The sequence below is a fragment of the Cellulosimicrobium sp. NPDC057862 genome (assembly GCF_042797035.1).
Lineage (GTDB): Bacteria > Actinomycetota > Actinomycetes > Actinomycetales > Cellulomonadaceae > Cellulosimicrobium.
This window is the reverse complement of record NZ_JBHVMH010000003.1, coordinates 351,447-374,188: the sequence shown is the minus strand read 5'-3', so window position 1 is coordinate 374,188 and position 22,742 is coordinate 351,447. Positions and strand designations below refer to the sequence as shown.

Annotated in this window: 25 protein-coding genes and 1 other RNA gene; 22 read left to right on the top strand and 4 right to left on the bottom strand. The window is 71.9% G+C overall.

The features are described from left to right. Positions 1–207: 207 nt before the first annotated feature. The 13 genes from ACFVN3_RS07200 to ssrA all read left to right on the top strand — a co-directional run bounded on the left by ACFVN3_RS07200 (position 208) and on the right by ssrA (position 10,144). Positions 208–423, top strand: coding sequence for a hypothetical protein (locus tag ACFVN3_RS07200; protein ID WP_378232046.1), 216 nt, complete (start codon positions 208–210; stop codon positions 421–423). A gap of 58 nt (positions 424–481) precedes the next feature. After that, positions 482–832 carry a TadE/TadG family type IV pilus assembly protein gene (locus ACFVN3_RS07195; protein ID WP_378232043.1) on the top strand — a complete coding sequence of 117 codons (351 nt, stop codon included), beginning with the start codon at positions 482–484 and terminating at the stop codon, positions 830–832. After that, positions 829–1,308 (top strand): pilus assembly protein, encoded by a 480-nt coding sequence (locus ACFVN3_RS07190; protein ID WP_378232041.1) that lies wholly within the window; start codon positions 829–831, stop codon positions 1,306–1,308. Before ACFVN3_RS07195 ends, ACFVN3_RS07190 begins: the two co-directional genes overlap by 4 nt. 65 nt (positions 1,309–1,373) lie before the next feature. Beyond that, the gene (locus tag ACFVN3_RS07185) at positions 1,374–1,799 is read left to right on the top strand and encodes a hypothetical protein (protein ID WP_378232039.1); all 426 of its coding nucleotides are present in this window, start codon (positions 1,374–1,376) and stop codon (positions 1,797–1,799) included. A 189-nt stretch (positions 1,800–1,988) separates the two neighbouring features. Next, the gene (locus ACFVN3_RS07180) at positions 1,989–2,603 is read left to right on the top strand and encodes a hypothetical protein (RefSeq protein WP_378232037.1); all 615 of its coding nucleotides are present in this window, start codon (positions 1,989–1,991) and stop codon (positions 2,601–2,603) included. 136 nt (positions 2,604–2,739) lie between these two features. Further along, on the top strand, positions 2,740–3,879 hold the full coding sequence (locus ACFVN3_RS07175; RefSeq protein ID WP_378232035.1) for a hypothetical protein: 1,140 nt from the start codon (positions 2,740–2,742) through the stop codon (positions 3,877–3,879). Between the two features lie 77 nt (positions 3,880–3,956). Then, positions 3,957–5,069 carry a peptide chain release factor 2 gene (prfB, locus tag ACFVN3_RS07170; RefSeq protein WP_378232033.1) on the top strand — a complete coding sequence of 371 codons (1,113 nt, stop codon included), beginning with the start codon at positions 3,957–3,959 and terminating at the stop codon, positions 5,067–5,069. A 162-nt stretch (positions 5,070–5,231) separates the two neighbouring features. Continuing rightward, positions 5,232–6,143 (top strand): cell division ATP-binding protein FtsE, encoded by a 912-nt coding sequence (gene ftsE / locus ACFVN3_RS07165; protein WP_378232031.1) that lies wholly within the window; start codon positions 5,232–5,234, stop codon positions 6,141–6,143. A 5-nt stretch (positions 6,144–6,148) separates the two neighbouring features. After that, on the top strand, positions 6,149–7,060 hold the full coding sequence (gene ftsX / locus ACFVN3_RS07160; RefSeq protein ID WP_378232029.1) for a permease-like cell division protein FtsX: 912 nt from the start codon (positions 6,149–6,151) through the stop codon (positions 7,058–7,060). 1 nt (position 7,061) lies between these two features. Beyond that, positions 7,062–8,447 (top strand): peptidoglycan DD-metalloendopeptidase family protein, encoded by a 1,386-nt coding sequence (locus ACFVN3_RS07155; RefSeq protein ID WP_378232027.1) that lies wholly within the window; start codon positions 7,062–7,064, stop codon positions 8,445–8,447. A gap of 204 nt (positions 8,448–8,651) precedes the next feature. Then, positions 8,652–9,122, top strand: coding sequence for an SsrA-binding protein SmpB (gene smpB / locus ACFVN3_RS07150; RefSeq protein ID WP_378232025.1), 471 nt, complete (start codon positions 8,652–8,654; stop codon positions 9,120–9,122). A 103-nt stretch (positions 9,123–9,225) separates the two neighbouring features. Then, positions 9,226–9,639, top strand: a complete 414-nt coding sequence (locus tag ACFVN3_RS07145) for a hypothetical protein (protein WP_047234046.1) — start codon at positions 9,226–9,228, stop codon at positions 9,637–9,639. Positions 9,640–9,777: 138 nt separating this feature from the next. Further along, positions 9,778–10,144: a transfer-messenger RNA gene (ssrA, locus tag ACFVN3_RS07140) on the top strand. Between the two features lie 81 nt (positions 10,145–10,225). On the opposite strand, the gene ACFVN3_RS07135 is transcribed toward ssrA, so the two are convergent. Continuing rightward, the gene (locus ACFVN3_RS07135) at positions 10,226–10,588 is read right to left on the bottom strand and encodes a hypothetical protein (RefSeq protein WP_378232024.1); all 363 of its coding nucleotides are present in this window, start codon (positions 10,586–10,588) and stop codon (positions 10,226–10,228) included. Further along, complete coding sequence (locus ACFVN3_RS07130; RefSeq protein ID WP_378232022.1) at positions 10,581–11,564, bottom strand: DUF4349 domain-containing protein; 984 nt, start codon at positions 11,562–11,564, stop codon at positions 10,581–10,583. The genes ACFVN3_RS07135 and ACFVN3_RS07130 overlap by 8 nt, the downstream gene beginning before the upstream one ends. A 150-nt stretch (positions 11,565–11,714) precedes the next feature. On the opposite strand from ACFVN3_RS07130, the gene ACFVN3_RS07125 reads away from it, so the two are divergent. The 9 genes from ACFVN3_RS07125 to ACFVN3_RS07085 all read left to right on the top strand — a co-directional run bounded on the left by ACFVN3_RS07125 (position 11,715) and on the right by ACFVN3_RS07085 (position 21,620). Then, positions 11,715–12,599 carry a PfkB family carbohydrate kinase gene (locus ACFVN3_RS07125; protein ID WP_378232020.1) on the top strand — a complete coding sequence of 295 codons (885 nt, stop codon included), beginning with the start codon at positions 11,715–11,717 and terminating at the stop codon, positions 12,597–12,599. Between the two features lie 133 nt (positions 12,600–12,732). After that, entirely contained in the window at positions 12,733–13,893 is a 1,161-nt protein-coding gene (locus ACFVN3_RS07120; protein ID WP_378232018.1) for an ROK family protein, read from the top strand. A 198-nt stretch (positions 13,894–14,091) separates the two neighbouring features. Then, complete coding sequence (locus tag ACFVN3_RS07115; RefSeq protein WP_378232016.1) at positions 14,092–15,402, top strand: extracellular solute-binding protein; 1,311 nt, start codon at positions 14,092–14,094, stop codon at positions 15,400–15,402. A gap of 152 nt (positions 15,403–15,554) precedes the next feature. After that, positions 15,555–16,508 carry a carbohydrate ABC transporter permease gene (locus ACFVN3_RS07110; protein WP_378232014.1) on the top strand — a complete coding sequence of 318 codons (954 nt, stop codon included), beginning with the start codon at positions 15,555–15,557 and terminating at the stop codon, positions 16,506–16,508. Continuing rightward, positions 16,505–17,437 carry a carbohydrate ABC transporter permease gene (locus ACFVN3_RS07105; protein WP_378232012.1) on the top strand — a complete coding sequence of 311 codons (933 nt, stop codon included), beginning with the start codon at positions 16,505–16,507 and terminating at the stop codon, positions 17,435–17,437. Before ACFVN3_RS07110 ends, ACFVN3_RS07105 begins: the two co-directional genes overlap by 4 nt. Position 17,438: 1 nt before the next feature. Then, positions 17,439–18,467, top strand: coding sequence for an ROK family protein (locus ACFVN3_RS07100; RefSeq protein ID WP_378232009.1), 1,029 nt, complete (start codon positions 17,439–17,441; stop codon positions 18,465–18,467). Beyond that, positions 18,467–19,249 carry a glucosamine-6-phosphate deaminase gene (gene nagB / locus ACFVN3_RS07095; protein WP_378232008.1) on the top strand — a complete coding sequence of 261 codons (783 nt, stop codon included), beginning with the start codon at positions 18,467–18,469 and terminating at the stop codon, positions 19,247–19,249. Before ACFVN3_RS07100 ends, nagB begins: the two co-directional genes overlap by 1 nt. Positions 19,250–19,434: 185 nt before the next feature. Continuing rightward, entirely contained in the window at positions 19,435–19,770 is a 336-nt protein-coding gene (locus tag ACFVN3_RS07090) for a DUF3039 domain-containing protein (RefSeq protein ID WP_034605677.1), read from the top strand. Then, the gene (locus tag ACFVN3_RS07085; RefSeq protein ID WP_378232006.1) at positions 19,767–21,620 is read left to right on the top strand and encodes a DEAD/DEAH box helicase; all 1,854 of its coding nucleotides are present in this window, start codon (positions 19,767–19,769) and stop codon (positions 21,618–21,620) included. Before ACFVN3_RS07090 ends, ACFVN3_RS07085 begins: the two co-directional genes overlap by 4 nt. Positions 21,621–21,671: 51 nt before the next feature. Here the strand turns inward: ACFVN3_RS07085 and ACFVN3_RS07080 are convergent, their stop codons facing one another. Continuing rightward, positions 21,672–22,292, bottom strand: coding sequence for a hypothetical protein (locus tag ACFVN3_RS07080; protein WP_378232005.1), 621 nt, complete (start codon positions 22,290–22,292; stop codon positions 21,672–21,674). Continuing rightward, positions 22,292–22,624, bottom strand: a complete 333-nt coding sequence (locus ACFVN3_RS07075; RefSeq protein WP_378232003.1) for a hypothetical protein — start codon at positions 22,622–22,624, stop codon at positions 22,292–22,294. Before ACFVN3_RS07075 ends, ACFVN3_RS07080 begins: the two co-directional genes overlap by 1 nt. Positions 22,625–22,742 lie beyond the last annotated feature (118 nt).

Sequence of the window (22,742 nt, the reverse complement as noted above, 5' to 3'; positions counted from 1 at the left end):
CCTTGGTGGTCAGGCCCCGATCGGTGTTCGCGCACCGGCCGGGGCCGTTCTTCTGTTGTCACTCGGTCATTTGCCCTCTTCTGAACCGTCGTGTTTGCCGTGTACCCGTCCCTCGCCACGCTGCGGCTCGGGTTCTGAGCGGGCAGCACCCGGGGCGCGCACAGCTCACGTACGACACGACCGACGACAGACGAACGAGGGAGAACCATGCAGGGGTCGGGACGCAGGACGCCGTGGGCACGGCGAGCGGGGCGCGAGGCGCTCGGACGTCTGGTGCGCGGAGACGCGGAACGGGGCGACGTCCCGGGGTGGGTGCTCATCACGTTGATGACGGCGGGACTCGTCATCGCGTTGTGGGCGGTCGCGGGCCCGGCGCTGACGCAGGCCTTCAGCGACGCGATCTCGAGCGTGGGCGCTCCCTGAGGTGGCGCACGGAGACGGCCGCGGTACGGGGCAGGAGGACCCCGAGCGCGGGTCCGCAGTGGTCGACTTCACCCTGGTGTCCGTCCTGGTGCTCGTGCTGTTCCTCGGTGTCGTCCAGGTGGCGCTCGCGGTCCACGTGCGGGCGACGCTGGTGGACTGCGCGGCCGAGGGCGCTCGGGTCGCCGGCCGCGCCGATCGCGGTCCCCAGGACGGGACCGCCCGGACGAGGGAGCTGATCACGGCCGCGCTCTCGCCCCGCTACGCCCAGGACGTCGTGGCACGGCAGACGGTCGTCGACGGCCTCCCGGTCGTCGAGGTCACGGTCGCGGCCCCGCTTCCCGTGGTGGGCCTCCTCGGTCCCGCGGGTGTCGTGACCGTCGAGGGGCACGCGCTCGAGGAGGCGCCGTGATCCGTCGGCCGCGGGTGCTGCTCGACCGGCTCACCGGCGGCGGGCAGCGGGCGGAGCGGGGGAGCGCGGTCGTGGAGTTCCTGGGCGTGGCCCTCGTGCTGCTGCTGCCGGTCGTGTACCTCGTGCTGACGGCCGGGCGGCTCCAGGCGGCCACGTTCGCGGTCGAGGGCGCCTCGCGGGAGGCTGCGCGGGCCTTCGTCACCGCGCCGTCCGCGGACGACGGTGCGCGGCTCGCCGAGGCGGCCGTCAGGCTCGCGCTCGACGACCAGGGCTTTCCGGCCGGTGCCGACGTGCTGACGATCTCGTGCTCCGCCACGCCCTGTCTCGAGCCCGGGTCCGAGGTCGTCGCGCGGGTGAAGTTCGAGGTGCCGCTGCCGCTCGTCCCGCCGTTCGTCCGCGCAGCGGTGCCTCTCTCGGTCCCGGTCGAGGCGCGGCACGTCGCGTCCGTCGACGAGTACGCCGCGAGGCGGCCGTGACGCGCGCGGGTCGTGACCCGTCGCGGCGGAGGGTTCCGTCGGACGGGTCGGAGGACGGGCGGATCATGCTCCTCACCACGGCGTTCGTCGCGTTCGCGCTGCTGCTGGTCACGGTCGTGGTGAGCGCGACGCAGGTGCACCTCGAGCGCAAGCGGCTGTACGAGCTCGCAGACGCGCTCGCTCTCACGGCAGCGGACTCGATGGCACCTGAGTCGTTCTACACGGGCGCCGCCACCGCACCGGTCGAGAGCGGCGTCCTGACGCTCACGGACTCCTCGATCCGGTCGGACGTCCAGGACTACCTCGCGCGGAATCCGGGGGCGCTCGACGGTCTCCACGACGTCGTGGTGACGGACGCGTCGACCGCGGACGGGCGCACCGCGACGGTGAGTCTCGCCGCGCGGTCACGACCCGCGATGATCAGCTGGGTGACCCAGGCGTGGAGTGATGGCATCATCGTGCGTGCAGAGTCACGTGCCAGAGCGTGGTGAGCACCTGTTGCTGTTCGACGACGAGCATCCAGGAAAGGGCGGTTCGCAACGACGCGTGAGCATGCTCCCGCGCCTTTGTTTACTTTCTTAACTTTGGATGGCCACTTCTGGTTGGGACCTGTCAAAACCCCAGGTTCGCCGCTATGGTGATCCGGTCCGACAACAACTCCAACGATGGAGAGCTACAACATGAACGCACGAGCAACGAAGAAGCTCGTCGCCGGGGGTGCCCTCGGTGCGATGCTCATCGGCACGGTCGCCCTCGCGTCCGCTGCCTCCGCAGACCAGGTGGGCGACGACCAGGGTGTCGACGTCTCGGTCGAGATCGAGTCGAACGTCGAGCCGGGCAACCTCGCCCTCTCGGTCGCCTCGAACGCGACCTCGCTCACCGAGCAGGACTCGACCGTCGACGGCACCCGCGAGTTCACGGGCACCCTGCCGGACGTCACCGTCACCGACACGCGCACCGAGGTCGCCGAGGGCGCGTACTGGTACGTCGTGGGCAGCGCCTCGGACTTCACCGGCGACGCCGGCACGATCGCGGCGTCGAACCTCGGCTGGGCGCCGTCGCTCGTCAGCGAGAGCGAGAGCGGCCTCGTCGAGGCGGGCGAGGGTGTCGACCCCGCGCTCGAGGGTGGCGAGGGTCTTGCCGAGCAGGACCTCCTCGTGTCGGCCTTCGACTCGGCCGAGGTCAACCCGGAGGGCTCCTGGACCGCGAACGCGGGCCTCACGCTCCGCACCGCCGAGGACGTCGCCGCCGGCGCCTACTCCTCGACGATCACGCTCTCCCTCTTCGAGGACTGAGCACACCCGGTCCTCGTGACCTGACGGTCGGCCACGGTCGACCGTCGACCGAGCAGTCCACGGCGGGCCGCTCCACTCGTCCGGCTCCAGGTCGGATCGGGTGGGCGGCCCGCCGTCGTACGGAGAGAGCACCTGCGTGAACCCTGCACCACACCTGAGCCACCGACCGCGCCGGTTCGCCCGTTGGTTCGCCGCGGCCGGCACGGTCCTCGTCGCGGCCCTCGCGCCCGCGCTACCGGCAGGTGCCGCGGCAGGCGGCACCCTGCCGTTCGACACCGAGGACGTCATCACCTGGGGGGTCAAGCCCGCGGACGCGGACGGGCCGGACGGACGCACTCGCGTCGAGCTGGTCCTCGACCCCGGGGCGTCGGCGTCCGAGCACCTCGCCGTGTCGAACTTCAGCGACGTTCCCGTGACCTTCTCGATCCAGGCTGCCGACGGGTACATCAACCCCAAGGGCCGGTTCAACATGCTGCCCTCCGACCGGGAGTCGACGGGAGCGGGGACGTGGATCGAGGTCCAGGACTCGGTCGAGGTGGCGCCCGACGCGACGGTCGTCGTGCCGTTCACCGTCGCCGTGCCGGACAACGCCACCCCTGGGGACCACGTCGCGGGCATCGCCGCGACGGTGAAGAGCACCGGCGAAGGAGAGGGCGGGACGAGCGTCGGCGTGGAGAGCCGCGTCGGCTTCCGCGTCTCGACGCGGGTCACGGGAGAGGTGCAGCCGCTCCTCGCCGTCGAGAACGTCAAGGCGTCCTACACGCCGTCGTGGAACCCGTTCGCGGCGGGCGACCTGACGGTCTCCTACGACGTCGCGAACGACGGCAACGTGCGCCTCGGCGCCGAGGGTGACGTCGCGACGACCGGCTTCTTCGGTGCGGTCTCCACCGACCGCTCGGCCGCGGACATCCCCGAGGTCCTGCCCGGCGGCTCGCAACGCTCTCGCGTCGAGACGTCGAACGTGTGGCCGCTCGGCCCGGTCCGCTCGACGATCACCGTGACGCCGACGACGGTGGACGACGACCAGGTCGACGCGCCGCTCGAGCCGGTCACCGTCACCGTGACGACCTGGGCCGTCCCGTGGCCGCAGCTCCTGCTCGTCGCGATCGTCGTCGTCCTGATCATCGGTGTCCGCGACGACCGCCGCCGTCGGCGCCAGCGCCTGGAGGCGATGCTCGCGAGGGCACGTGACGAGGGTCGCCAGCAGGCGGGCGGGAGCGAGCCCGCGGCGTCGGGCACGGCCGCGCCCTCGGCCAAGGGCGAGCCGAAGGCCTGACCGCCCCGCGCCGTCGGGCACGGGTCTCCCGGCCCGACGGCGCGGACCGCGCGCGGGGTCGCGTAACCTTGAACCTCGTGGCCACCATCGACTTTCCGACCGAGATCAAGGCGCTGCGCAGCACGCTCGAGTCCATCGAGAGCGTGAGCGACCCGGAGGTGCTGCGCGCGAAGATCGCGGACCTCTCGGAGAAGGCGTCGGCCCCCGACCTGTGGGACGACCCGGACGCCGCGCAGAAGGTGACGTCGGCGCTCTCCGCGGCGCAGTCCGAGCTGGAGCGGGTGAGGAAGCTCGGACAGCGCATCGACGACGTCGAGACCCTGGTCGAGATGGGCCAGGAGATGGAGGACGAGGACACCCTCGTCGAGGCGGAGACCGAGGTCGGGGCGATCCGCAAGGACCTCGACCAGCTCGAGGTCCGCACGCTCCTCGCCGGCGAGTACGACGCCCGCGAGGCCGTCGTGACGATCCGCGCGGGCGCGGGCGGCGTGGACGCGGCCGACTTCGCGGAGATGCTCCTGCGCATGTACCTGCGCTGGGCCGAGCGCCACGGCTACTCGACCACCGTGCTCGACACGTCCTACGCCGAGGAGGCGGGGCTCAAGTCGGCCACGTTCGAGGTGAAGGCGCCCTACGCGTTCGGCCACCTCTCGGTCGAGGCGGGCACGCACCGCCTCGTGCGCATCTCGCCGTTCGACAACCAGGGCCGGCGCCAGACGTCGTTCGCGGCCGTCGAGGTCATCCCGCTCATCGAGCAGACGGACTCGATCGAGATCCCGGAGTCGGAGATCAAGGTCGACGTCTTCCGCTCCTCGGGCCCGGGCGGACAGTCCGTCAACACGACGGACTCCGCGGTGCGCATGACGCACATCCCCACCGGGATCGTCGTGTCGATGCAGAACGAGAAGTCGCAGATCCAGAACCGCGCCGCCGCGCTGCGCGTCCTCCAGTCCCGCCTGCTGCTCGTGCGCCAGGAGGAGGAGAACGCGAAGAAGAAGGAGCTCGCGGGCGACATCAAGGCGAGCTGGGGAGACCAGATGCGCTCCTACGTGCTCCAGCCGTACCAGATGGTCAAGGACCTGCGCACCGAGCACGAGGTCGGCAACCCGTCGGCGGTGTTCGACGGCGACATCGACGACTTCATCGAGGCCGGGATCCGCTGGCGACGCGGGTCGCAGCAGGAGGCCTGACCCGGCGCGAGCCCACCCGGGCGGTTGATCCGAGCAACGGGTCGATGCGCCCGGGCGCGGCGTGTCCGCCCCGCCGGGCCGGAGACGCGTGCCTACCCTCGGGATCGTGCGACGAACCTCGTTCGTCCACGGATCGACCCCCGACCCGAGGAACGTGCCGCTGTGATCCGCTTCGAGAACGTCACCAAGGTCTACGCGCGCGGCGCGAGGCCGGCCGTCGACGACGTGTCGATGGAGGTTCGCCGCGGCGAGTTCGTCTTCCTCGTCGGCGCGTCGGGCTCCGGCAAGTCGACGTGCCTGCACCTCGTCCTGCGCGAGGAGCGCCCGACCAAGGGGAAGGTCTTCGTCGCGGGCCGCGACCTCGGGTCGATGTCGAGCTGGAACGTGCCCAAGCTGCGGCGACAGATCGGGGTCGTCTTCCAGGACTTCCGCCTCCTGCCGAACAAGACGGTGTTCGAGAACGTCGCGTTCGCGCTCCAAGTCATCGGCAAGCCGCGGCACACGATCGCGATCACGGTGCCCGAGACGCTCGAGATGGTGGGCCTCGCCGGCAAGGAGAAGCGGCGTCCGCACGAGCTCTCCGGCGGCGAGCAGCAGCGCGTCGCCATCGCGCGCGCCATGGTGAACCGGCCGCCCATCCTGCTCGCCGACGAGCCGACCGGGAACCTCGACCCCACGACGTCGCTCGGCATCATGCGCCTGCTCGACCGCATCAACCGCACCGGGACCACCGTCGTCATGGCGACGCACGACGAGGAGATCGTCAACCAGATGAGGCGCCGGGTCATCGAGCTCGACACCGGCACGCTCGTGCGCGACCAGGCGCACGGCGCCTACGGGGCCCGGGGGCAGGTCATCCCCGACCCGGACCGCACCGCCTCGGTCGCCACGACCGGGCCCACGACCGGGCCCACGGCCCGCACCACGACCGACACCGCACCGGAGTCGGCACCGACGACGGCCGTCCCTCGCGCGCAGCCGGCCGCGGCCCGGCCGGCCGCCGAGGAGGAGCCGGCCGAGCCGCCGTCGCGGCGCTCGGTGCGTCGCCACGTCGAGGCGACGGCGGGGGAGTGATCGGCGTGCGACTCCAGTTCATCCTCGCGGAGCTCGGCCAGGGCCTGCGGCGCAACGTCTCGATGACCGTCTCGGTCGTCCTCGTGACCTTCGTGTCGTTGACGTTCGTCGGCGCGTCCATGCTCCTCCAGGCGCAGATCGGCAAGCTCAAGGACGACTGGTACGACAAGGTCGAGGTGTCCGTCTTCCTGTGCCCGACCGGCTCGCCGTCGCCGACGTGCGCCGCGGGCGAGGCGACCCCGGACCAGATCGCCGCGCTCGAGGGCGTGTTCGAGTCCGAGCTCGCCGACGAGATCCAGACCGTGTACTTCGAGTCCAAGGACGACGCGTTCGCGGCGTTCCAGGAGCGGTACCCGGACGGCTACCTCGGCACGCAGCTCACCGTCGACGACATGCAGGCGTCCTTCCGGCTCAAGCTCACGAACCCGGAGAACTACGAGGTCGTCAACGACGTCGTCACCGGGCGCCCGGGGGTCGAGGTGGTCGAGGACCAGCGGCGCATCTTCGACTCGCTCTTCCTCGCGCTCAACCGTGCGTCGCTCCTCGCCGCCGGCCTCGCCGCGGTCATGCTCCTCGCCGCGGTGCTGCTCATCACGACGACGATCCGGCTCTCGGCGCTGAGCCGCCGCCGGGAGACCGGCATCATGCGGCTCGTCGGGGCGTCGAACCTGTTCATCCAGCTCCCGTTCCTCCTCGAGGGGGCGATCGCGGCCGTGCTCGGGGCGCTCCTCGCGGTCGGCGGGTTGTGGGTGGGGGTGAAGTACCTCGTCACCGACTGGTTGTCGCAGTCCGTGACGTGGGTGGCCTACGTCGACGAGTCGGACGTGCTCCGCATCGCGCCCGTCCTCGTCGGCATCGCGTTCCTGCTGGCGGCCGTGTCCTCGGTCGTCACGCTCAACCGGCACACGAGGGTGTGAGATGACCCGGGACCTCCGCCGCGCGACCGCGGCCCTGATCGCCACGACGATGCTCCTCGTGGGGGGTGTCGCGTCGGCCTCCGCCGACGACATCGACGACCGTCGCGCAGCGGCAGAACGGCGCCAGTCCGAGATCCTCGGCAACCGCGAGCAGCTCCAGTCCGAGCTCGAGGACACGGACGCCGAGCTCGCGCAGGCGGTCGTCGACCTCCAGGCGATCGAGGCGCGACTGCCCGTCGCCCAGGCCGAGCTGGACGCCGCCGAGGCCGAGGTCGAGCGGACCCAGCGCGAGGCGGAGCTGCTCGCCCAACGGCTCGAGGACGCGCTGGGGCAGGAGGCCGCGATCAGCGCCGAGATCGAGCGCGGCGCGACCGAGGTCGCCGACGCGAAGTCCAGCATCGCGGAGATGGCACGTCAGGCGTACCGCGGTCAGGGCGACGTGTCGAGCCTCGGCATCGTCACGGGCGCGCAGAGCACCGAGGAGTTCATCGAGGAGTACGCGGTCTCGTCGACGGCGGCGCGCAGCCAGTCCCGGTCGCTCCAGGACCTCCTCGAGGCCGAGTCGGTCGCCCGCAACCGGGAGGCCCGGCTGCAGGCGGTCCGTGAGACGGTCGCCGACCTGAAGAAGCAGGCCGACGAGAACCTCGTCGCCGCCGAGGCCGCGCGCAAGGCTGCGGCGGACCGCAAGGCCGAGGTCGAGCAGCTCATCGTCGACCAGCAGGCGAAGAAGGCGACGATCGAGTCGCGCAAGGCCGCGGCCGAGGCGAAGGTCGCCGAGAACGAGGCCGCGCAGCAGTCGTTGCAGCAGGAGATCAAGGGGATCATCGCCGAGCAGGCGGAGCGCGACCGCAAGGCCGCCGAGGAGGAGGCGCGGCGCCAGCAGCAGCAACAGTCTTCCGGCGGCGGCGGCGGCGGGTCGTCGGGCGGCGGTGGCGGCGGAGGAGGGGGTGGCGGGTCCTCGTCCGGGGGCGACCGGGGCAGCATCTCGAGCTTCCTGTCGTACCCGACCGCGGTGCCGCACGTGACGTCGAGCTACGGGATGCGGCTGCACCCGATCCTCGGGTACTACCGCCTGCACGCCGGGACCGACCTGCGCGCCTACTGCGGGACCCCGATCATGGCGGCCGGGCCCGGGACGGTCGTCCACGCCCAGTGGCGCAACGGCTTCGGTAACCAGGTGCTGATCAACCACGGCACGGTCGGCGGCAAGAACCTCATGACGAGCTACAACCACCTCACGCGCTTCGCGGTCTCCTCCGGACAGCAGGTCGAGAAGGGCAAGGTCATCGGCTACTCCGGCAACACCGGGTTGTCGGGGGCGTGCCACCTCCACTTCGAGGTGTACGTCAACGGGTCCACCATCGACCCGATGTCGGTCCTGGGCTGAGGGCGTCCGCCGAGCCCGGCCGGGTCGCGCGCCACGGCCCGACCCGCGGCGTCCGGCCGCGGGGGATAATCGGTACCGGACGTGGCCGGGCACCCGTACGCTGGTGCGCCGGCCGACGGCGGCCCCGCACCCGGCTCCCGCTCGGCGGGTCCGAGGCGGGGCCCCACGGGCGACGACACGACAGCGAAGGACGGTAGGACACGGATGGCGAAGGACACCGGCCGCAAGGTCGTCGCCAGCAACCGCAAGGCACGCCACGACTACGTGATCGAGGACGTGTACGAGGCGGGGATCGTCCTGTCGGGCACCGAGGTCAAGGCGCTGCGGATGGGGCGGGCCTCTCTCGTCGACGGCTACGTCGCTGTCGACCGGGGCGAGGCGTGGCTCGAGAACGTCCACATCCCCGAGTACACCGAGGGCACGTGGAACAACCACGCGCCGCGTCGCAAGCGCAAGCTGCTCCTGCACAAGGAGGAGATCCTGCGCCTCGAGTCCAAGACGCGCGAGAAGGGCCACACGATCGTGCCCCTCGCGCTGTACTTCCTCGACGGCCGGGCCAAGGTCGAGATCGCGCTCGCCCGCGGCAAGAAGGAGTACGACAAGCGGCAGGCCCTGCGCGAGAAGCAGGACAACCGCGAGGCGCAGCGCGCCATGCGGCAGCGCGAGGTGCGCTGAACCGCGGGCGCCTCCGGGCCGACGGCGGCCCCACCCGCTGGTGACGTCGTCGCCCTCGACGTACGGTCGAGGACGAGACGACGACCACGAACCTGGAGGCCCCATGGTCAAGCTCCGTCAGTACATCCCGCGCCTCGCGGCGGGCGCGTACATCCTCAACTCCGGCCTGAACAAGCGCGGCGCGGACGAGGCGACCGCGCAGGGGATCCACGGCATGGCGGCAGGGACGTACTCGTTCCTGGGGGACGTCGAGCCGAAGCAGTTCACCAAGGCGCTCTCGACCACGGAGATCGCGCTCGGCGCGGCGCTCGTCGCCCCGTTCGTCCCGACCGGGCTCGTGGCCGTGGGCCTGGGCGTCTTCTCGGCGGGGCTCGTGGGCATGTACCTGAAGACCCCGGGCATGACGCGCGAGGACGGGGTGCGGCCGACCGAGCAGGGCACCGGGCTCGCGAAGGACGTGTTCCTCCTCGGGATCGCGGGCGGTCTGCTCGTGGACGCCCTGAGCCGCAAGAAGTAGTCGCCGGCGTCGCGAGCCGGGCTGCGCCCGGGAGGTGCGGAAATATCGGTGCGGCGACCGACGTTCATCCCGTAGGCTTGTCCTGCTGAGCGAGGACCGGGTCCGCCCGGGAGCCGCGCAGTGATTGACAACTCCACAGGGGGTGATCGGTTTCGACGGTGGTCGTGCTTCGAGGAGAAGCGGGCCGAGGATGCAGGCTTATCTCGTTAACGATGTCTGCAAAACACAGGTGCCGATAACAAGCGCACCGACTTCGCCCTCGCCGCCTGAGCGAGCCCCGAAGTCCGTCAGCCCGAGCTAGCTCTCGACTCGGATCCTGGCGTCATCTAGAGAGCCACTGCTCGTAGTCCTCGTCATCGGGGCTGCGGGGACTTTTAGGTGACTGAGCCCGTCCGCATCTTGTCTGCGTGAGTGCGGGGGCCGAGAAAAACGACAGTAGACTGCGCCCGGAGAAGTCCTCGATCGGCGTCACCGGACCGGGGTTCGATTCCCCGCACCTCCACCCCTGCGGCGACGGCCCGCACCCCTCGAGGGTGCGGGCCGTCGCCGTCTCGGCGGGCGGTTCGTGTCCCGGCGCGGTCGCCCGTCACCACCCGTGCTGCGCCCAGGCGGCGGCCGCCTCCTCGCCGTCGAGCCACTCGACCCGCAGCCGGCGCCCCCGCACGACGAGGTCGTCGCCGTCCTCGCGCGGGAGCGGCGGCGCCTCGGGGTCGTCGCTGTACAGGTCCTCCGCGAGGGCCGGGTCGGCGTCGTCCAGGTGGGCGCGCCACTGGACGCGCGGCTCGGGGTTCACGTGCCGCGGGAAGGCGGACGGCCCGACGGTGTCCCAGTGCGTGCACACGCGCGTCACGAGGTGCCCGACCGGCCGCGGCTCGCCGCCGTCCGTAGGGCGCCAGAGGCGGGCGACGCGCCCGGTCGACGGGGTCGGGGCGAACGTCGGGTCAGTCACGGGTGGACGCCCCGACGAGCGGTCCGCGGCTCGCCGCGGGAGCGTCCGGGCCGTCGTCAGGCCCTGGGCGGTCGGCGTCTGCCGGCGGCGTGCCACCGTCCTGGGCTCGCCGCCGGAACCGGCGCAGGGCCCAGCGCACCACGAGCAGCACCACTCCGGCGACCACGAGCCACGGGAGCAGCGCACCGAGGACGACGACGAGCCCGTTCAGCGTGGTGAGCAGGGCGTTCCAGCCGTTCTGCAGGCCCCCGAGGAAGCCGCCGGGGGCGAGCCGCTCGGTCGGCACGACCTCCACGACGGTGACGTGCAGGGTCGACATCGAGACCTGGTCCGTGAGCGCCGCTCGCTGCGACTGGAGCGACTCCAGCTCGGCCTGTCGTGTCGTCAGCTCCTGCTCCGCGGCGAGCAGGTCCGCGGTCGTGGCGGCGTCGCCCATGAGCGTGCGCAGCCGTTCCACGGACGTCGTCAGGGCGTCGACCCGGGCGTCGAGGTCGCGCGCGGTCCCGGTCACGTCGACGGCCTCGATCGAGAGGTCGCGCACCTCGCCCACCTGGTCGAGGGCGTCGACGGTGGCGGTCGTCTGGGTCGAGGGCACCCGGATCGTCAGCTCCGCGGACGCGCGCGCGTCGCCCACGGGCTCCGACTGCCGCCGGCTCTCGACCCGGCCGCCCGCGCTCTCCGCGAGGTCGGCGACCGCGTCGGCCGCGACCGCCGGGTCGTCGGCCACGACCGTGACCGACCCCGTGGTGACGATCTCCCGCTCCGCCGCGGCGACGGCATCCTCGTCGCCCGGGGCGATGCCCGAGGACCTGTCCTCGGCGGCGTCCGCGCCGCCGCCCTCCGCGACCTCCGAGACCGCGCCGCCGTCGCCCTCGGAGAGGGACGCCATGTCGCCCGAGGACGCGGAGCAGCCTGCCAGGAGAGCGCCGCCGAGCAGGAGCGCCGCGACGACGGCGAGGGGGCGAGTGGTCCGCATGCTGCGAGAGTAGGGGGCCAAGCGTGCGAACCGGACACCGCGCGCGACATCGTGACCGTCTTGTGAACTGGTCGTGATCCAACCGCAGCGCGACACCCCGGACCGTGGACGGCGGCGCGGTCCCCGGCCCCGGCACGGCAGGATGGGTGCGTGCTCGTGTGCTGCGGTCTCGTGACCCTCGACGTCGTCCAGGTCGTCGACGCGCTGCCGCGACCCGACGAGAAGGTCGTCGCGCGGTCCGTCGCCGCCACCTTCGGGGGGCCGGCGGCCAACGCCGCGGCGACCGCCGTCGCGCTGGGCGTCCCGACGCGGCTCGTCACCGCCGTCGGGGGCGGGCCGCTCGCGGAGGTCGTGCGTCGCGAGCTCGCGGAGTGCGGGATCGAGCTCGTCGACGCCGCGGCCGGGACGACCGGGGGCCGCCTCGCCGTCTCGACCGTGCTCGTCACGCGCGCCACCGGTGAACGGGCCGTCGTGAGCACCAACGCGTCCGGGTTCGACGACCTCGCGGGCCGCGCGGCGGCGGGCGGCCGCGGGCTCCTCGACGGCGTCGGGCCGGGCGACGTCCTGCTGCTGGACGGGCACCTGCCGGCCCTCGCGCTCGCGGTGGCGCGCGAGGCGCGCGAACGGGGTGCGGCCGTGGTGCTCGACGGCGGGTCGTGGAAGCCGGACGCCGCGGAGATGATCGGCTCGTGCGACGCGGTCGTGGTGTCGGCGGACTTCCGGCCACCGGGGGTCGGGGCGGGCGACGTGCTCGCCGCGGTCGCGGGGCTCGGCCCGCGGTTCGTCGCCCGCACCCGCGGTCCGGGTCCGGTCGAGGTGCTCGACGCGGGGGAGCGGTACGACGTCGTGGTCCCCGAGCCGGAGCGCGTCGTCGACACGCTCGGGGCGGGGGACGTGGTCCACGGGGCCTTCGCGGCGGGGGCGGCGCGCGGCGCGTCGTGGCGGGCCGCGCTCGAGCAGGCCGTCGTCGTCGCGTCGCGCTCGGTGGAGCACCCGGGCGCGCGGGGCTGGGTCGACGCGGCGGGCTCGCCCTGACGCGGACGGGCCGGGTCGACGGGCCGCCACGACCGGGACCCAGGTCCCGGGGTGCGGGCCGATCGGCAACATTTCGGTCACGAAGCCGCGAGGAAGTTGACAGCCACTTAGTAAAGGCAGTCTACTAACAAACATGACAACGGCAGTCACCGGGACCGGAGCACCGAGGAGGCGTCTGAGCACAGGGCTCAGGCCGACCTCGAAGGTGCTGCCCGAGCACGCTCGGGCCCACAACCGGTCCCTCGTGCTGCAGCACCTGTTCCACGAGGGGCCCACCTCGCGCGCCGACCTGGCGCGCGCCACGTCCCTCACCCGCGTGACCATCTCCGACCTCGTCTCCGTGCTCATCGCCGAGGGCCTGGTCGAGGAGCTCGGCGTCCGCCCGGGCCAGCGCGTCGGCAAGCCCGCGATCCTCGTCGGGATGCGCACGAGCGCGTACCAGATCGTCTCCGTGGACCTCACGGACGACGAGGTGCTGCGCGGCGCGGTCCTCACCCTCACCGGCGACTTCGTCGTCCGGCAGAGCCTGGCGGTCGACGGTCGCACCGGCACCGAGCTGGTCGACCTCCTGACGCGCTTCTGCCGCGGGCTCATCGCGTCCGCCACCCAGCCGGTCATCGGCGTGGGGATCGGGTCGCCCGGCGTCGTCGACGCCGAGGGGCGAGTCATCGAGGCGCCCAACCGTCGCTGGTACGACGTCCCGCTCGCCGCGCAGCTCACCGAGCGGCTCGGTCTCGCCGTCCACGTGGCCAACGACGCGAACATCGCCGCTCTCGGCGAGTTCACGTTCGGCGGCGCGGCCGGCGACGGGCTGCTCGTCCTCACCGTGGGAGAGGGCGTGGGCGCGGGCATCATGGTCGACGGCGCGCGCGTGCACGGGCACGCGGACGCCGCCGGCGAGCTCGGGCACGTGACCGTGGTCGAGGACGGCGAGCCGTGCGCCTGCGGGCGCCGCGGCTGCCTCGAGACCGTGCTGTCCGTGCCGGCGCTGCGCCGCGCGGTGGACGGGCTCGACACCGAGGCTTCCGACGCCGTCCTGGCGTCGGTGGGCAGGACGCTGGGCATCGCTCTGGCACCTGTCGTCAGTGCGCTCAACCTCGCGGAGGTGCTCATCAGCGGTCCTGCGGACCTGCTCGACGGGCCTCTGCGCGAGGCGGCGTTCGAGACCATCCGCTCCCGCACGATGCCGGTCATCGGCAGCGGGCTCCAGGTGCGGATGGCCACGCTCGACGAAGACGTCGTCCTCGCTGGGGCAGCCGTCCTCGTCCTGTCCGGACAGCTGGGGGTCTCCTGAGCCGACGACGCTCGGACTGACCTCCACGCCCGACCGGGGCCGGGTCCCGACCCAGCCCCCTCAGACCTCCTGGGAACCCCAGAGCAGCATCCCCAGGAATGCAGTACCCCTGCACGTGCTCGATTACGCAGGACTCCTGCCACACCTCCGGTGGCGTCACCGACGCCGCCACCAAGAAACACCGAGAGGAAGCACCCAGTGAAGAGGAACCGTCTCGTCGCCGCCTCCGTGGCGTCGACGATCACCCTGGCGCTCGCGCTGACCGCCTGCAGCACCGGCGGGAGCGGCGACAACGGCTCCGGCGAGACCGAGGCCACGACCGGCGACATCCGTGTCTGGCTCAACGGCTCGGACACGCCCGACGCCGCGCGCGAGTACCTCAAGACGACGTTCGAGGAGGAGAACCCGGGCAGCACCCTCACGATCGAGGAGCAGTCCTGGACCGGCCTCGTCGACAAGCTCACGACCTCGCTCTCCGGGTCGGACAGCCCGGACGTCGTCGAGGTCGGCAACACGCAGTCCCCGGCGTTCACGTCCGCGGGCTACTTCCGTGAGATCACGGAGGAGGAGTTCCAGTCCTTCGGCGGCGACGACCTGCTCAAGGGCTTCGTCGAGGCCGGCGACTGGGACGAGAAGCACTACGCCCTGCCGTACTACGCGGGCTCGCGCGCCGTCTTCTACTCGCCGTCGGCCATCGGCTCGGAGATCACCGTCCCGACGACGCTCGACGAGTACGTCACGCTGGGCACGTCGCTCAAGACGGACACCCGCTCGGGCGTCTACTGGCCCGGCCAGGACTGGTACAACGCGCTCCCGTTCGTGTGGGAGAACGGTGGCTTCATCGCGGAGCAGAACGACTCCGGCGAGTGGGAGGCGGGCTTCTCGAGCGAGGGCGGCCTCGCCGGTCTCGCGCAGGTCCAGGACCTCATGCTCAAGGCGTCGCTCGCGCCGAAGGACGGGCAGGAGACCGACCTCCAGGTGCCGTTCTGCGAGGGCAACGTCGCGTTCCTCTCGGCGCCGACGTGGATCCAGTGGTCCATCAACGCCCCGGAGGAGCCCGAGACGCCGGACGGCGTCCCGGGCTGCGCCTCGACCTACGGCGCCGACCTCACCGCCTTCCCGCTCCCGGGCAAGGAGGCCGGCACGACCGCGCAGGTCTTCGCCGGTGGCTCGAACATCGCCGTGGCGCAGAAGTCGAACAACCCTGAGCTCGCGTTCAAGGCGTTCGAGATCATGATGAGCGACGAGTACCAGACGATCCTGGCGCAGAACGGCCTCATCCCGGCCCGCGTCTCGCTCTCGAGCGAGGTCCCGCAGGACAACGCGATCGCCCAGGCCGGTGTCGCCGCCGCGGCGAACACGCGCCTCACCCCGCCGTCGCCCAAGTGGGCCGACGTCGAGGCGCAGAACGTGCTCCAGACCGCCTTCACGCGGATCGCGAACGGTGACGACGTCAAGACCGTCGCCACCGACCTGGACGCGAAGATCGAGGAGATCCTCAACAGCTGAGCCCGTCCGGTGGCGCCCGGCTCGTCCGGGCGCCACCGGAGGCTCGAGCCGTCAGGGGTGGGGTCTCCTCGTGGGGAGCCCCCACCCCTTCCCATGACGGGCCGTCGGCACGTCACCTGCGCACCACCGCGCACCCCTGACGGAGTGAGGAAATGAGCTCAACCACCCTCGAACCCCGCACCGAGCGCCCCGGCGCCGTGCGGCCACCCAAGAAGCGGCGTCCACCGATCCTGCCCTGGACGCTCCTCGTCCCCAGCCTCGTCGTGCTGGGGGTCCTGGTCGGGTACCCGATCGTCCGACTGATCGTCATGTCGTTCCAGGAGTACGAGCGGGCCCAGCTCATGGGGCAGCCCGCCGAGTGGGTCGGCTTCGACAACTACGTCCAGGTCCTCACGGACGTCGACGGCTTCTGGACCGTGCTGCTGCGCAGCTTCATCTTCATGGTCGTCTGTGTCGCGCTGACGATGGTCCTGGGCACGCTCATCGCGCTGCTCATGATGCGGCTCGGCAAGGGCTTCCGCCTGCTGGTCTCGGTCGGCCTGCTCCTCGCCTGGGCCATGCCCGCCCTCGCCGCGACGATCGTCTGGGGCTGGATCTTCGACACCCAGTACGGCGTGATCAACAACCTCCTGACGAAGATCACGGGTGACAACTGGATGGGTCACTCGTGGCTTCTCAACCCCCTCCAGTTCTTCCTCATCGCCACGATCATCATCGTGTGGGGAGCGATCCCGTTCGTCGCCTTCACGATGTACGCGGGCCTGACGCAGATCCCCGGCGAGGTGCTCGAGGCCGCGCAGCTCGACGGTGCGGGTCCGGTCCAGCGCTTCCGGCTCATCATGATCCCGTACGTGCGCAGCATCATCACGGTGCTCATCGTGCTCTCGATCATCTGGGACCTGCGCGTGTTCACGCAGATCTACGCGCTCCAGGGCGTGGGCGGTGACCGCGAGAAGACGAACACCATCGGTGTGTACATCTACCAGATGGGCATGGCGCAGGGGCACTACGGGCTGGCCGGCGCGATCTCGGTGATCTTCGTCTTCATCATGCTCGCCATCTCCTTCTACTACGTGCGCCAGACGATCCGGGAGGAAGAACTGTGAGCACCATCTCGACCACCCCCCGGACCTCGGTGCGGCACGCCTCGCCCGCGGGCAAGCCGGCTCCGCGCAAGAACCGCGAGACGCAGCGCAAGAAGGCCGCCAACGTCGGCTTCGCGATCCTCGCGATCATCGTCTTCGTCGCCTCGATCTTCCCGGTCTACTGGATGATCAACACCTCGTTCCTGCCGTCGAGCCTCATCCGCGGCACGGACCTGCACTTCTTCCCGACGCCGGACGTCTTCACCCTGAACAACTACGTGTCGGCGTGGACCGACACGTCGCGCGCCCCGCTGCCGCCGGCGATGGGGAACTCGATCATGGTGACGTTCTTCACCCTCGTCATCGCGATGGTGTTCGGCTTCCTCGCGTCGCTCGCGGTCACGCGGTTCCGGTTCACCGGTCGTCGCGCCTTCATCATCGCGATCCTCGTGGTCCAGATGATCCCGGGCGAGGCGATGATGATCTCGATCTTCCGGATCATCGACGGCTGGCAGATGCTCAACACGATCGTGGGTCTGGGCATCGTCTACGTGTCCGGCGTCCTGCCCTTCACGATCTGGACGCTGCGCGGGTTCGTCAACGGCGTGCCCGCGGAGCTCGAGGAGGCGGCCATGATCGACGGCTGCTCGCGCGGCAGGGCCTTCTGGAAGATCACCTTCCCGCTCCTCGCACCGGGCCTCGTCGCGACGGGCGTGTTCGCCTTCATCCAGGCGTGGAACGAGTTCGTCATGGCGCTGATCATCATGAACCGCCCCGAGTCCATGACGCTGCCCGTGTGGCTGCGGACGTTCCAGCAGGCGACCCAGGCGACCAACTGGGGAGCCCTCATGGCAGGTTCGGTGATCATCGCCATTCCCGTGGTGGTCTTCTTCCTCATCGTCCAGGGTCGGATGACCGGTGGCCTCGTCTCGGGTGCGGTGAAGGGCTGACGTGAGCGACCTGAGCACGGCTGCCTCGCTGAACGGCGAGGCAGCCGCAGCCCTGGCCGGCAGCCCCGGTCCCGGTGGCACGCCGCGATGCGACTCCGCGGCGACCGGGAACGCGGTCGGTCTCGACATCGGCGGGACCAAGGTGCTCGCCGCCTTCCTCGGACCCGACGGCGTCGCGCGGGAGACCCTGCGCCTGCCGACCGTCCGCGGTCCGCAGGGCGTGGTGTCCAGCGCGGCCCGCGCGGTCCGCGAGGTGGTGCGCCGTGCGGGCGTGGAGCTCGCGGAGGTCGACGGCGTCGGCGTCGGCGTGCCGGGACTGGTGGACCCCGAGGACGGCTCCGTCATGCACGCCGTCAACCTCGGCATCGAGGGCGGGCGCTTCGCGCTGGCGGAGGCGCTGTCGGCGGAGCTCGGCGGCCTTCCGGTCCAGGTCGACAACGACCTCAACGTCGCCGCGCTCGGTGCCTCGCACCTGCGCGGGGACGACGGGTCGGACCTCGCGTTCCTCGCGCTGGGGACCGGTCTGGCCGCAGGGATCGTGCTCGGTGGCGAGCTGCGCCGGGGCGTGAGCGGCGCGGCGGGCGAGATCGGTCACATCCCGATCGACCCGCACGGCCCCGAGTGCGCGTGCGGCCAGCGCGGGTGCGTCGAGGTCTACGCCTCGGGCTCCGCGGTGTCCGCCCGGTGGCCGTCGCGCCACGGCCGGCCCGCGCCCGCGGAGCTCTTCGACGCGGCCGCGGCGGGCGACCCGGAGGCGATCCGGATCAAGGACGACTTCGCGTCCGCCGTCGCCTCCGCGGTGCGGATCCTCGAGCTGACGGTCGACGTCCGGCACGTCGTCCTCGGTGGCGGTGTGTCCGCCCTGGGGCAGCCGCTCCTCGACGCCGTGCGCGCCGCGCTCGACGCGCAGTCGAGCACGTCCCCGTTCCTGTCCTCGTTGCGTCTCGCCGAGCGGGTCTCGCTCGCTCCGGCGGACGTGCCCGTCGCCGCGGTGGGTGCTGCCCTCGTCGGCCGTCGAAAGGTGAAGTGATGGAGGTCGTGATCGCTCCTGCGGAGCGGTTGGCGGTGCTGGCTGCGGACGCGATCGAGAAGGTGGTGCGGTCGCGGCCGGAGGCGGTGCTGGGGCTGGCGACGGGTTCGTCGCCGTTGAGGGTGTACGACGAGCTGGCGCGGCGTCACCGTGAGGACGGGTTGTCGTTCGCGGGGGTGAGGGCGTTCATGCTCGACGAGTACGTGGGCCTGCCGTCGGAGCACCCGGAGCGGTACCGGAACGTGATCGAGACGGAGATCGCCTCGCGGGTGGACTTCGGCCCGGGCGCGGTCCAGGGCCCGGACGGCAACGCTGAGGACCTGGTCGCGGCGTGCGCGGCGTACGAGGAGTCGATCGCGGCGGCCGGGGGTGTGGACCTGCAGGTCCTGGGGATCGGTACGGACGGGCACATCGCGTTCAACGAGCCGGGCTCGTCGCTGGCGTCGCGGACGCGGATCAAGACGTTGACGGCGCAGACGCGGGTGGACAACGCGCGGTTCTTCGGTGACGACGTGGACCGGGTGCCGCGGCACTGCCTGACGCAGGGGCTGGCCACGATCATGTCGGCGCGGCACCTGGTGCTGCTGGCCACGGGCAAGGGCAAGGCGGAGGCGGTGCACCAGCTCGTGGAGGGTCCGATCAGCGCGTTGTGGCCCGCGACGATCATGCAGATGCACCCGCACGCCACGGTGCTGGTCGACGACGCTGCGGCCTCGCGCCTGCAGCTCGGGGACTACTACCGCCAGACGTACGCGTCCAAGCCCGACTGGCAGGGCCTGTAGCCGATCTGCCACTGAACTCTCGCGGGCTGTCGCCCGCGACGCGCAGCCGCCCGCCGGCGCGCGGTCCACGCCCCTGGACCGCCGCGCCGGCGGGCTCTTGTCGTCGCCCGTCCGGGGCGGTGGGCGGCACGTGCGGACGACGCCGCGCCGCACGGGTGTCGGCGCACCGACGTAGACTTCCCTCCATGATCGAACTCCGTGCGAGCACGCCCCCCGGGGGTCCTGAGGACCCGTTCCGGAACCCCGCGACCGAGCCGACGACCGGCACGTCGACCGGGGTGCTCGAGCGCGAGGAGACGCGCGAGCAGACCGAGCCGGGCGACCACGAGCGCTTCGCGCACTACGTGCGCAAGGAGAAGATCATGGAGTCCGCGCTCTCCGGCAAGCCGGTGATCGCGCTGTGCGGCAAGGTCTGGGTGCCCGGGCGCGACCCGAACAAGTTCCCCGTGTGCCCCACGTGCAAGGAGATCTACGACGGTCTGCGGGACCCGCAGGACGGCGAGGGTGACTCCGGCAAGTGAGCGCGGAGCACCACACGACGTCCACCGGTCACTCCGTCCCCGACACCCGTAGCAGGACCACCCCACCCGCGCCGCAGAGCCCGTCGTCGGCCGCGGCGTCGCACCTCTCGCCCGCGTTCCCGCGCCGTGCCCCGTGGGGCTCGGCGTCGAAGCTGCGCGCGTGGCAGGCGGAGGCTCTCGAGCTCTACCGCACACGTGCGCCGCGCGACTTCCTCGCCGTCGCGACCCCCGGAGCGGGCAAGACGACGTTCGCGCTGCGCGTCGCGACCGAGCTCCTGGAGCAGGGCGTGGTACGGCGGGTGACGGTCGTCGCGCCGACCGAGCACCTCAAGCACCAGTGGGCCGACGCCGCCGCGCGCGTCGGCATCCGGATCGACCCGAACTTCCGCAACAGCCAGGGCCGGCACGGTGCCCACTACGACGGTGTCGCGCTGACCTACGCGCAGATCGCCGCGAAGCCCGCGCTGCACGCGGCACGCACGACCGCCGACCGCACGCTCGTCATCCTCGACGAGGTGCACCACGGCGGCGACGCGCTGTCGTGGGGCGACGCGGTGCGCGAGGCGTTCGAGGACGCGACGCGCCGCCTCGCCCTCACAGGCACGCCCTTCCGGTCCGACACCGCGGCGATCCCGTTCGTCGAGTACGAGCGCGGACCCGACGGCATCCGCCGCTCGCGTGCGGACTACACGTACGGCTACGGCGACGCTCTGCGCGACCACGTCGTCCGGCCGGTGCTGTTCCTGTCGTACTCGGGCAACATGCGCTGGCGCACGAAGGCCGGCGACGAGGTGAGCGCGCGACTCGGCGAGGCGCTGACCAAGGACATGACCGGCCAGGCGTGGCGCACGGCGCTCGACCCGAACGGCGAGTGGATCCCGTCGGTCCTCGCGGCGGCGGACAAGCGGCTCAGCGAGGTGCGGCGCGCGATCCCCGACGCGGGGGGACTGGTCATCGCGACCGACCAGACCGACGCCCGCGCCTACGCGGGCCACCTCGCCCGCATCACGGGGAAGTCACCGACGGTCGTCCTCTCCGACGACGACGACGCGAGCAGCCGCATCGACGAGTTCTCGGACGGCGACGGGCGCTGGATGGTCGCGGTCCGCATGGTCTCCGAGGGCGTCGACGTCCCGCGCCTCGCCGTGGGCGTGTACGCGACCTCGACGGCGACCCCGCTGTTCTTCGCGCAGGCGGTCGGACGGTTCGTGCGGGCGCGCAAGCGCGGTGAGACGGCGTCGGTGTTCCTGCCGAGCGTGCCGCACCTGCTCGAGCTGGCGAACGGGCTCGAGATCGAGCGCGACCACGCGCTCGACCGCCCGCTCACGGCGGAGGAGCAGGGCGAGGGCTTCAACCCCGAGGACGCACTCCTGGCGGAGGCGAACCGCGAGGACAAGGCGTCGGGCGAGCTCGTCCAGGGCTCGTTCGAGGCGCTCGAGGCGCAGGCGTCGTTCGACCGCGTGCTCTTCGACGGCGGTGAGTTCGGGACGGGCGCGGACGTCGGGTCGGACGAGGAGCTCGACTTCCTCGGTCTCCCCGGCCTCCTCGACGCGGACCAGGTCACCACGCTGCTGCGCCAGCGCCAGGCCGACCAGCTCAGCGCTCGCTCGAAGAACACGCAATCGGCGGAGCGGGAGCGGGCCGAGATGGACCACCGGCGCGCGGCCGAGCTGCGCAAGGAGCTCCAGCAGCTCGTGTCCGCCTGGTCGCGCCGCAGCGGGCAGCCGCACGGCTCGGTGCACACCGAGCTGCGGCGGCGCTGCGGCGGACCCGAGGTGCCGCTCGCGACGGTCGAACAGCTCGACGCGCGCGTCGCTACCGTCCGAGGCTGGTTCGTCGGCAAGCGATAGGGCCGTCGTGGACCCGGTGCCCGGCCGGGACGACGCGGCCGGACACCGGGATCACAGCCCGGCGAGGCCGGGTTGTGGGCACTCGGCGTTCATCCGCACCTGCTCGGCGTCGGCACTCTCGGCGGGCAGCGCGCCGAGTGCCTCGACGAACGCCTCGTAGGCGCTCCACGCCGTTCCCTCCGACGCGACGAAGTCCGACTCGCTCACCGGTTCGGGGATCGAGTAGCCCTGGGCGAGCAGGCACTCCCTCGTGTCGAGCTGGCGGTCGTAGAGCCCGTGGAGCTGGCTCGTGGTCAACGGGGCGCGGTAGGCCGAGCCGAGGATGGAACGGGTGCACTCACCCAGCGCCTCACCGAGGGCTGAGTCGAGGGCCGGGTCGATCGAGTAGAAGCCACCGAGCTCGTCCGTGCGGAAGTCGAGACCACGTTCCGTGAGGCAGCGGGACTGTCGGGCGACCAGGTCGGCGTCCTCGGCGAGCTGGTTGTCCATCCAGGCTGGGCGTTCGTACGCCGTCGCGGTGCGCGCCGGCTCCACCGGCTCCGAGCCGCTGCCGCACGCCACGACCGTGAGGAGCAGGGCCGCCGCCCCCACCGTCGTGGGCAGGCGGTGCCCGACCCGCCGGGCTGTCCGGGATCCGCGGATCCCGGACAGCCCTCGTGGCGGACGGCGCATCAGTAGATGCAGCCCTTGCTGATCGACAGGGTCGATCCGCCGCCCCACACCAGCCACTCGCCCGAGCGGACGCCGTAGGCGTTGTAGCGGTAGGTCTTGGTGGCGGAGGTGCCCCAGTCGTACTTGCCCGAGGGGGCGCCGATCCGGCTCCGCCCCGGAGCCCAGATGCTCACGCTGTACTTCGAGGTGCCGGCGACCCACGACCCGCCCGATGCTGCCGAGCAGCTCGTGTCGGGGTACGCGTTCACGTTGGCGGACGCGGTGCTCGCGCCGGAAAGAAGAGATACCGCGACGGCGAGGGCGACGACGGCGGCCTGGACGGACTTCTTCATTCTGGTTCCCCTACCTCCGACCCGTCCGGCACCGTCATTAGTGCGCGTCCATAACGAATCGGCCAGCGCCGATGCTAGCGAAGCGTGGCGGCTACGGGAAGAGCTCGCGGCGCCCCAC

Excerpts from the sequence above, each read along its gene's own strand:
- ACFVN3_RS07155 (WP_378232027.1), top strand. The coding sequence starts at position 7,062 with ATGACCCGGGACCTCCGCCGCGCGACCGCGGCCCTGATCGCCACGACG.
- ACFVN3_RS07075 (WP_378232003.1), bottom strand. The coding sequence starts at position 22,624 with ATGAAGAAGTCCGTCCAGGCCGCCGTCGTCGCCCTCGCCGTCGCGGTA.
- ACFVN3_RS07090 (WP_034605677.1), top strand. The coding sequence starts at position 19,435 with ATGATCGAACTCCGTGCGAGCACGCCCCCCGGGGGTCCTGAGGACCCG.
- ACFVN3_RS07200 (WP_378232046.1), top strand. The coding sequence starts at position 208 with ATGCAGGGGTCGGGACGCAGGACGCCGTGGGCACGGCGAGCGGGGCGC.
- ACFVN3_RS07145 (WP_047234046.1), top strand. The coding sequence starts at position 9,226 with ATGGTCAAGCTCCGTCAGTACATCCCGCGCCTCGCGGCGGGCGCGTAC.
- nagB (WP_378232008.1), top strand. The coding sequence starts at position 18,467 with ATGGAGGTCGTGATCGCTCCTGCGGAGCGGTTGGCGGTGCTGGCTGCG.
- ACFVN3_RS07185 (WP_378232039.1), top strand. The coding sequence starts at position 1,374 with ATGCTCCTCACCACGGCGTTCGTCGCGTTCGCGCTGCTGCTGGTCACG.
- ACFVN3_RS07110 (WP_378232014.1), top strand. The coding sequence starts at position 15,555 with ATGAGCTCAACCACCCTCGAACCCCGCACCGAGCGCCCCGGCGCCGTG.
- ACFVN3_RS07120 (WP_378232018.1), top strand. The coding sequence starts at position 12,733 with ATGACAACGGCAGTCACCGGGACCGGAGCACCGAGGAGGCGTCTGAGC.
- smpB (WP_378232025.1), top strand. The coding sequence starts at position 8,652 with ATGGCGAAGGACACCGGCCGCAAGGTCGTCGCCAGCAACCGCAAGGCA.
- ACFVN3_RS07180 (WP_378232037.1), top strand. The coding sequence starts at position 1,989 with ATGAACGCACGAGCAACGAAGAAGCTCGTCGCCGGGGGTGCCCTCGGT.
- ACFVN3_RS07080 (WP_378232005.1), bottom strand. The coding sequence starts at position 22,292 with ATGCGCCGTCCGCCACGAGGGCTGTCCGGGATCCGCGGATCCCGGACA.
- ACFVN3_RS07130 (WP_378232022.1), bottom strand. The coding sequence starts at position 11,564 with ATGCGGACCACTCGCCCCCTCGCCGTCGTCGCGGCGCTCCTGCTCGGC.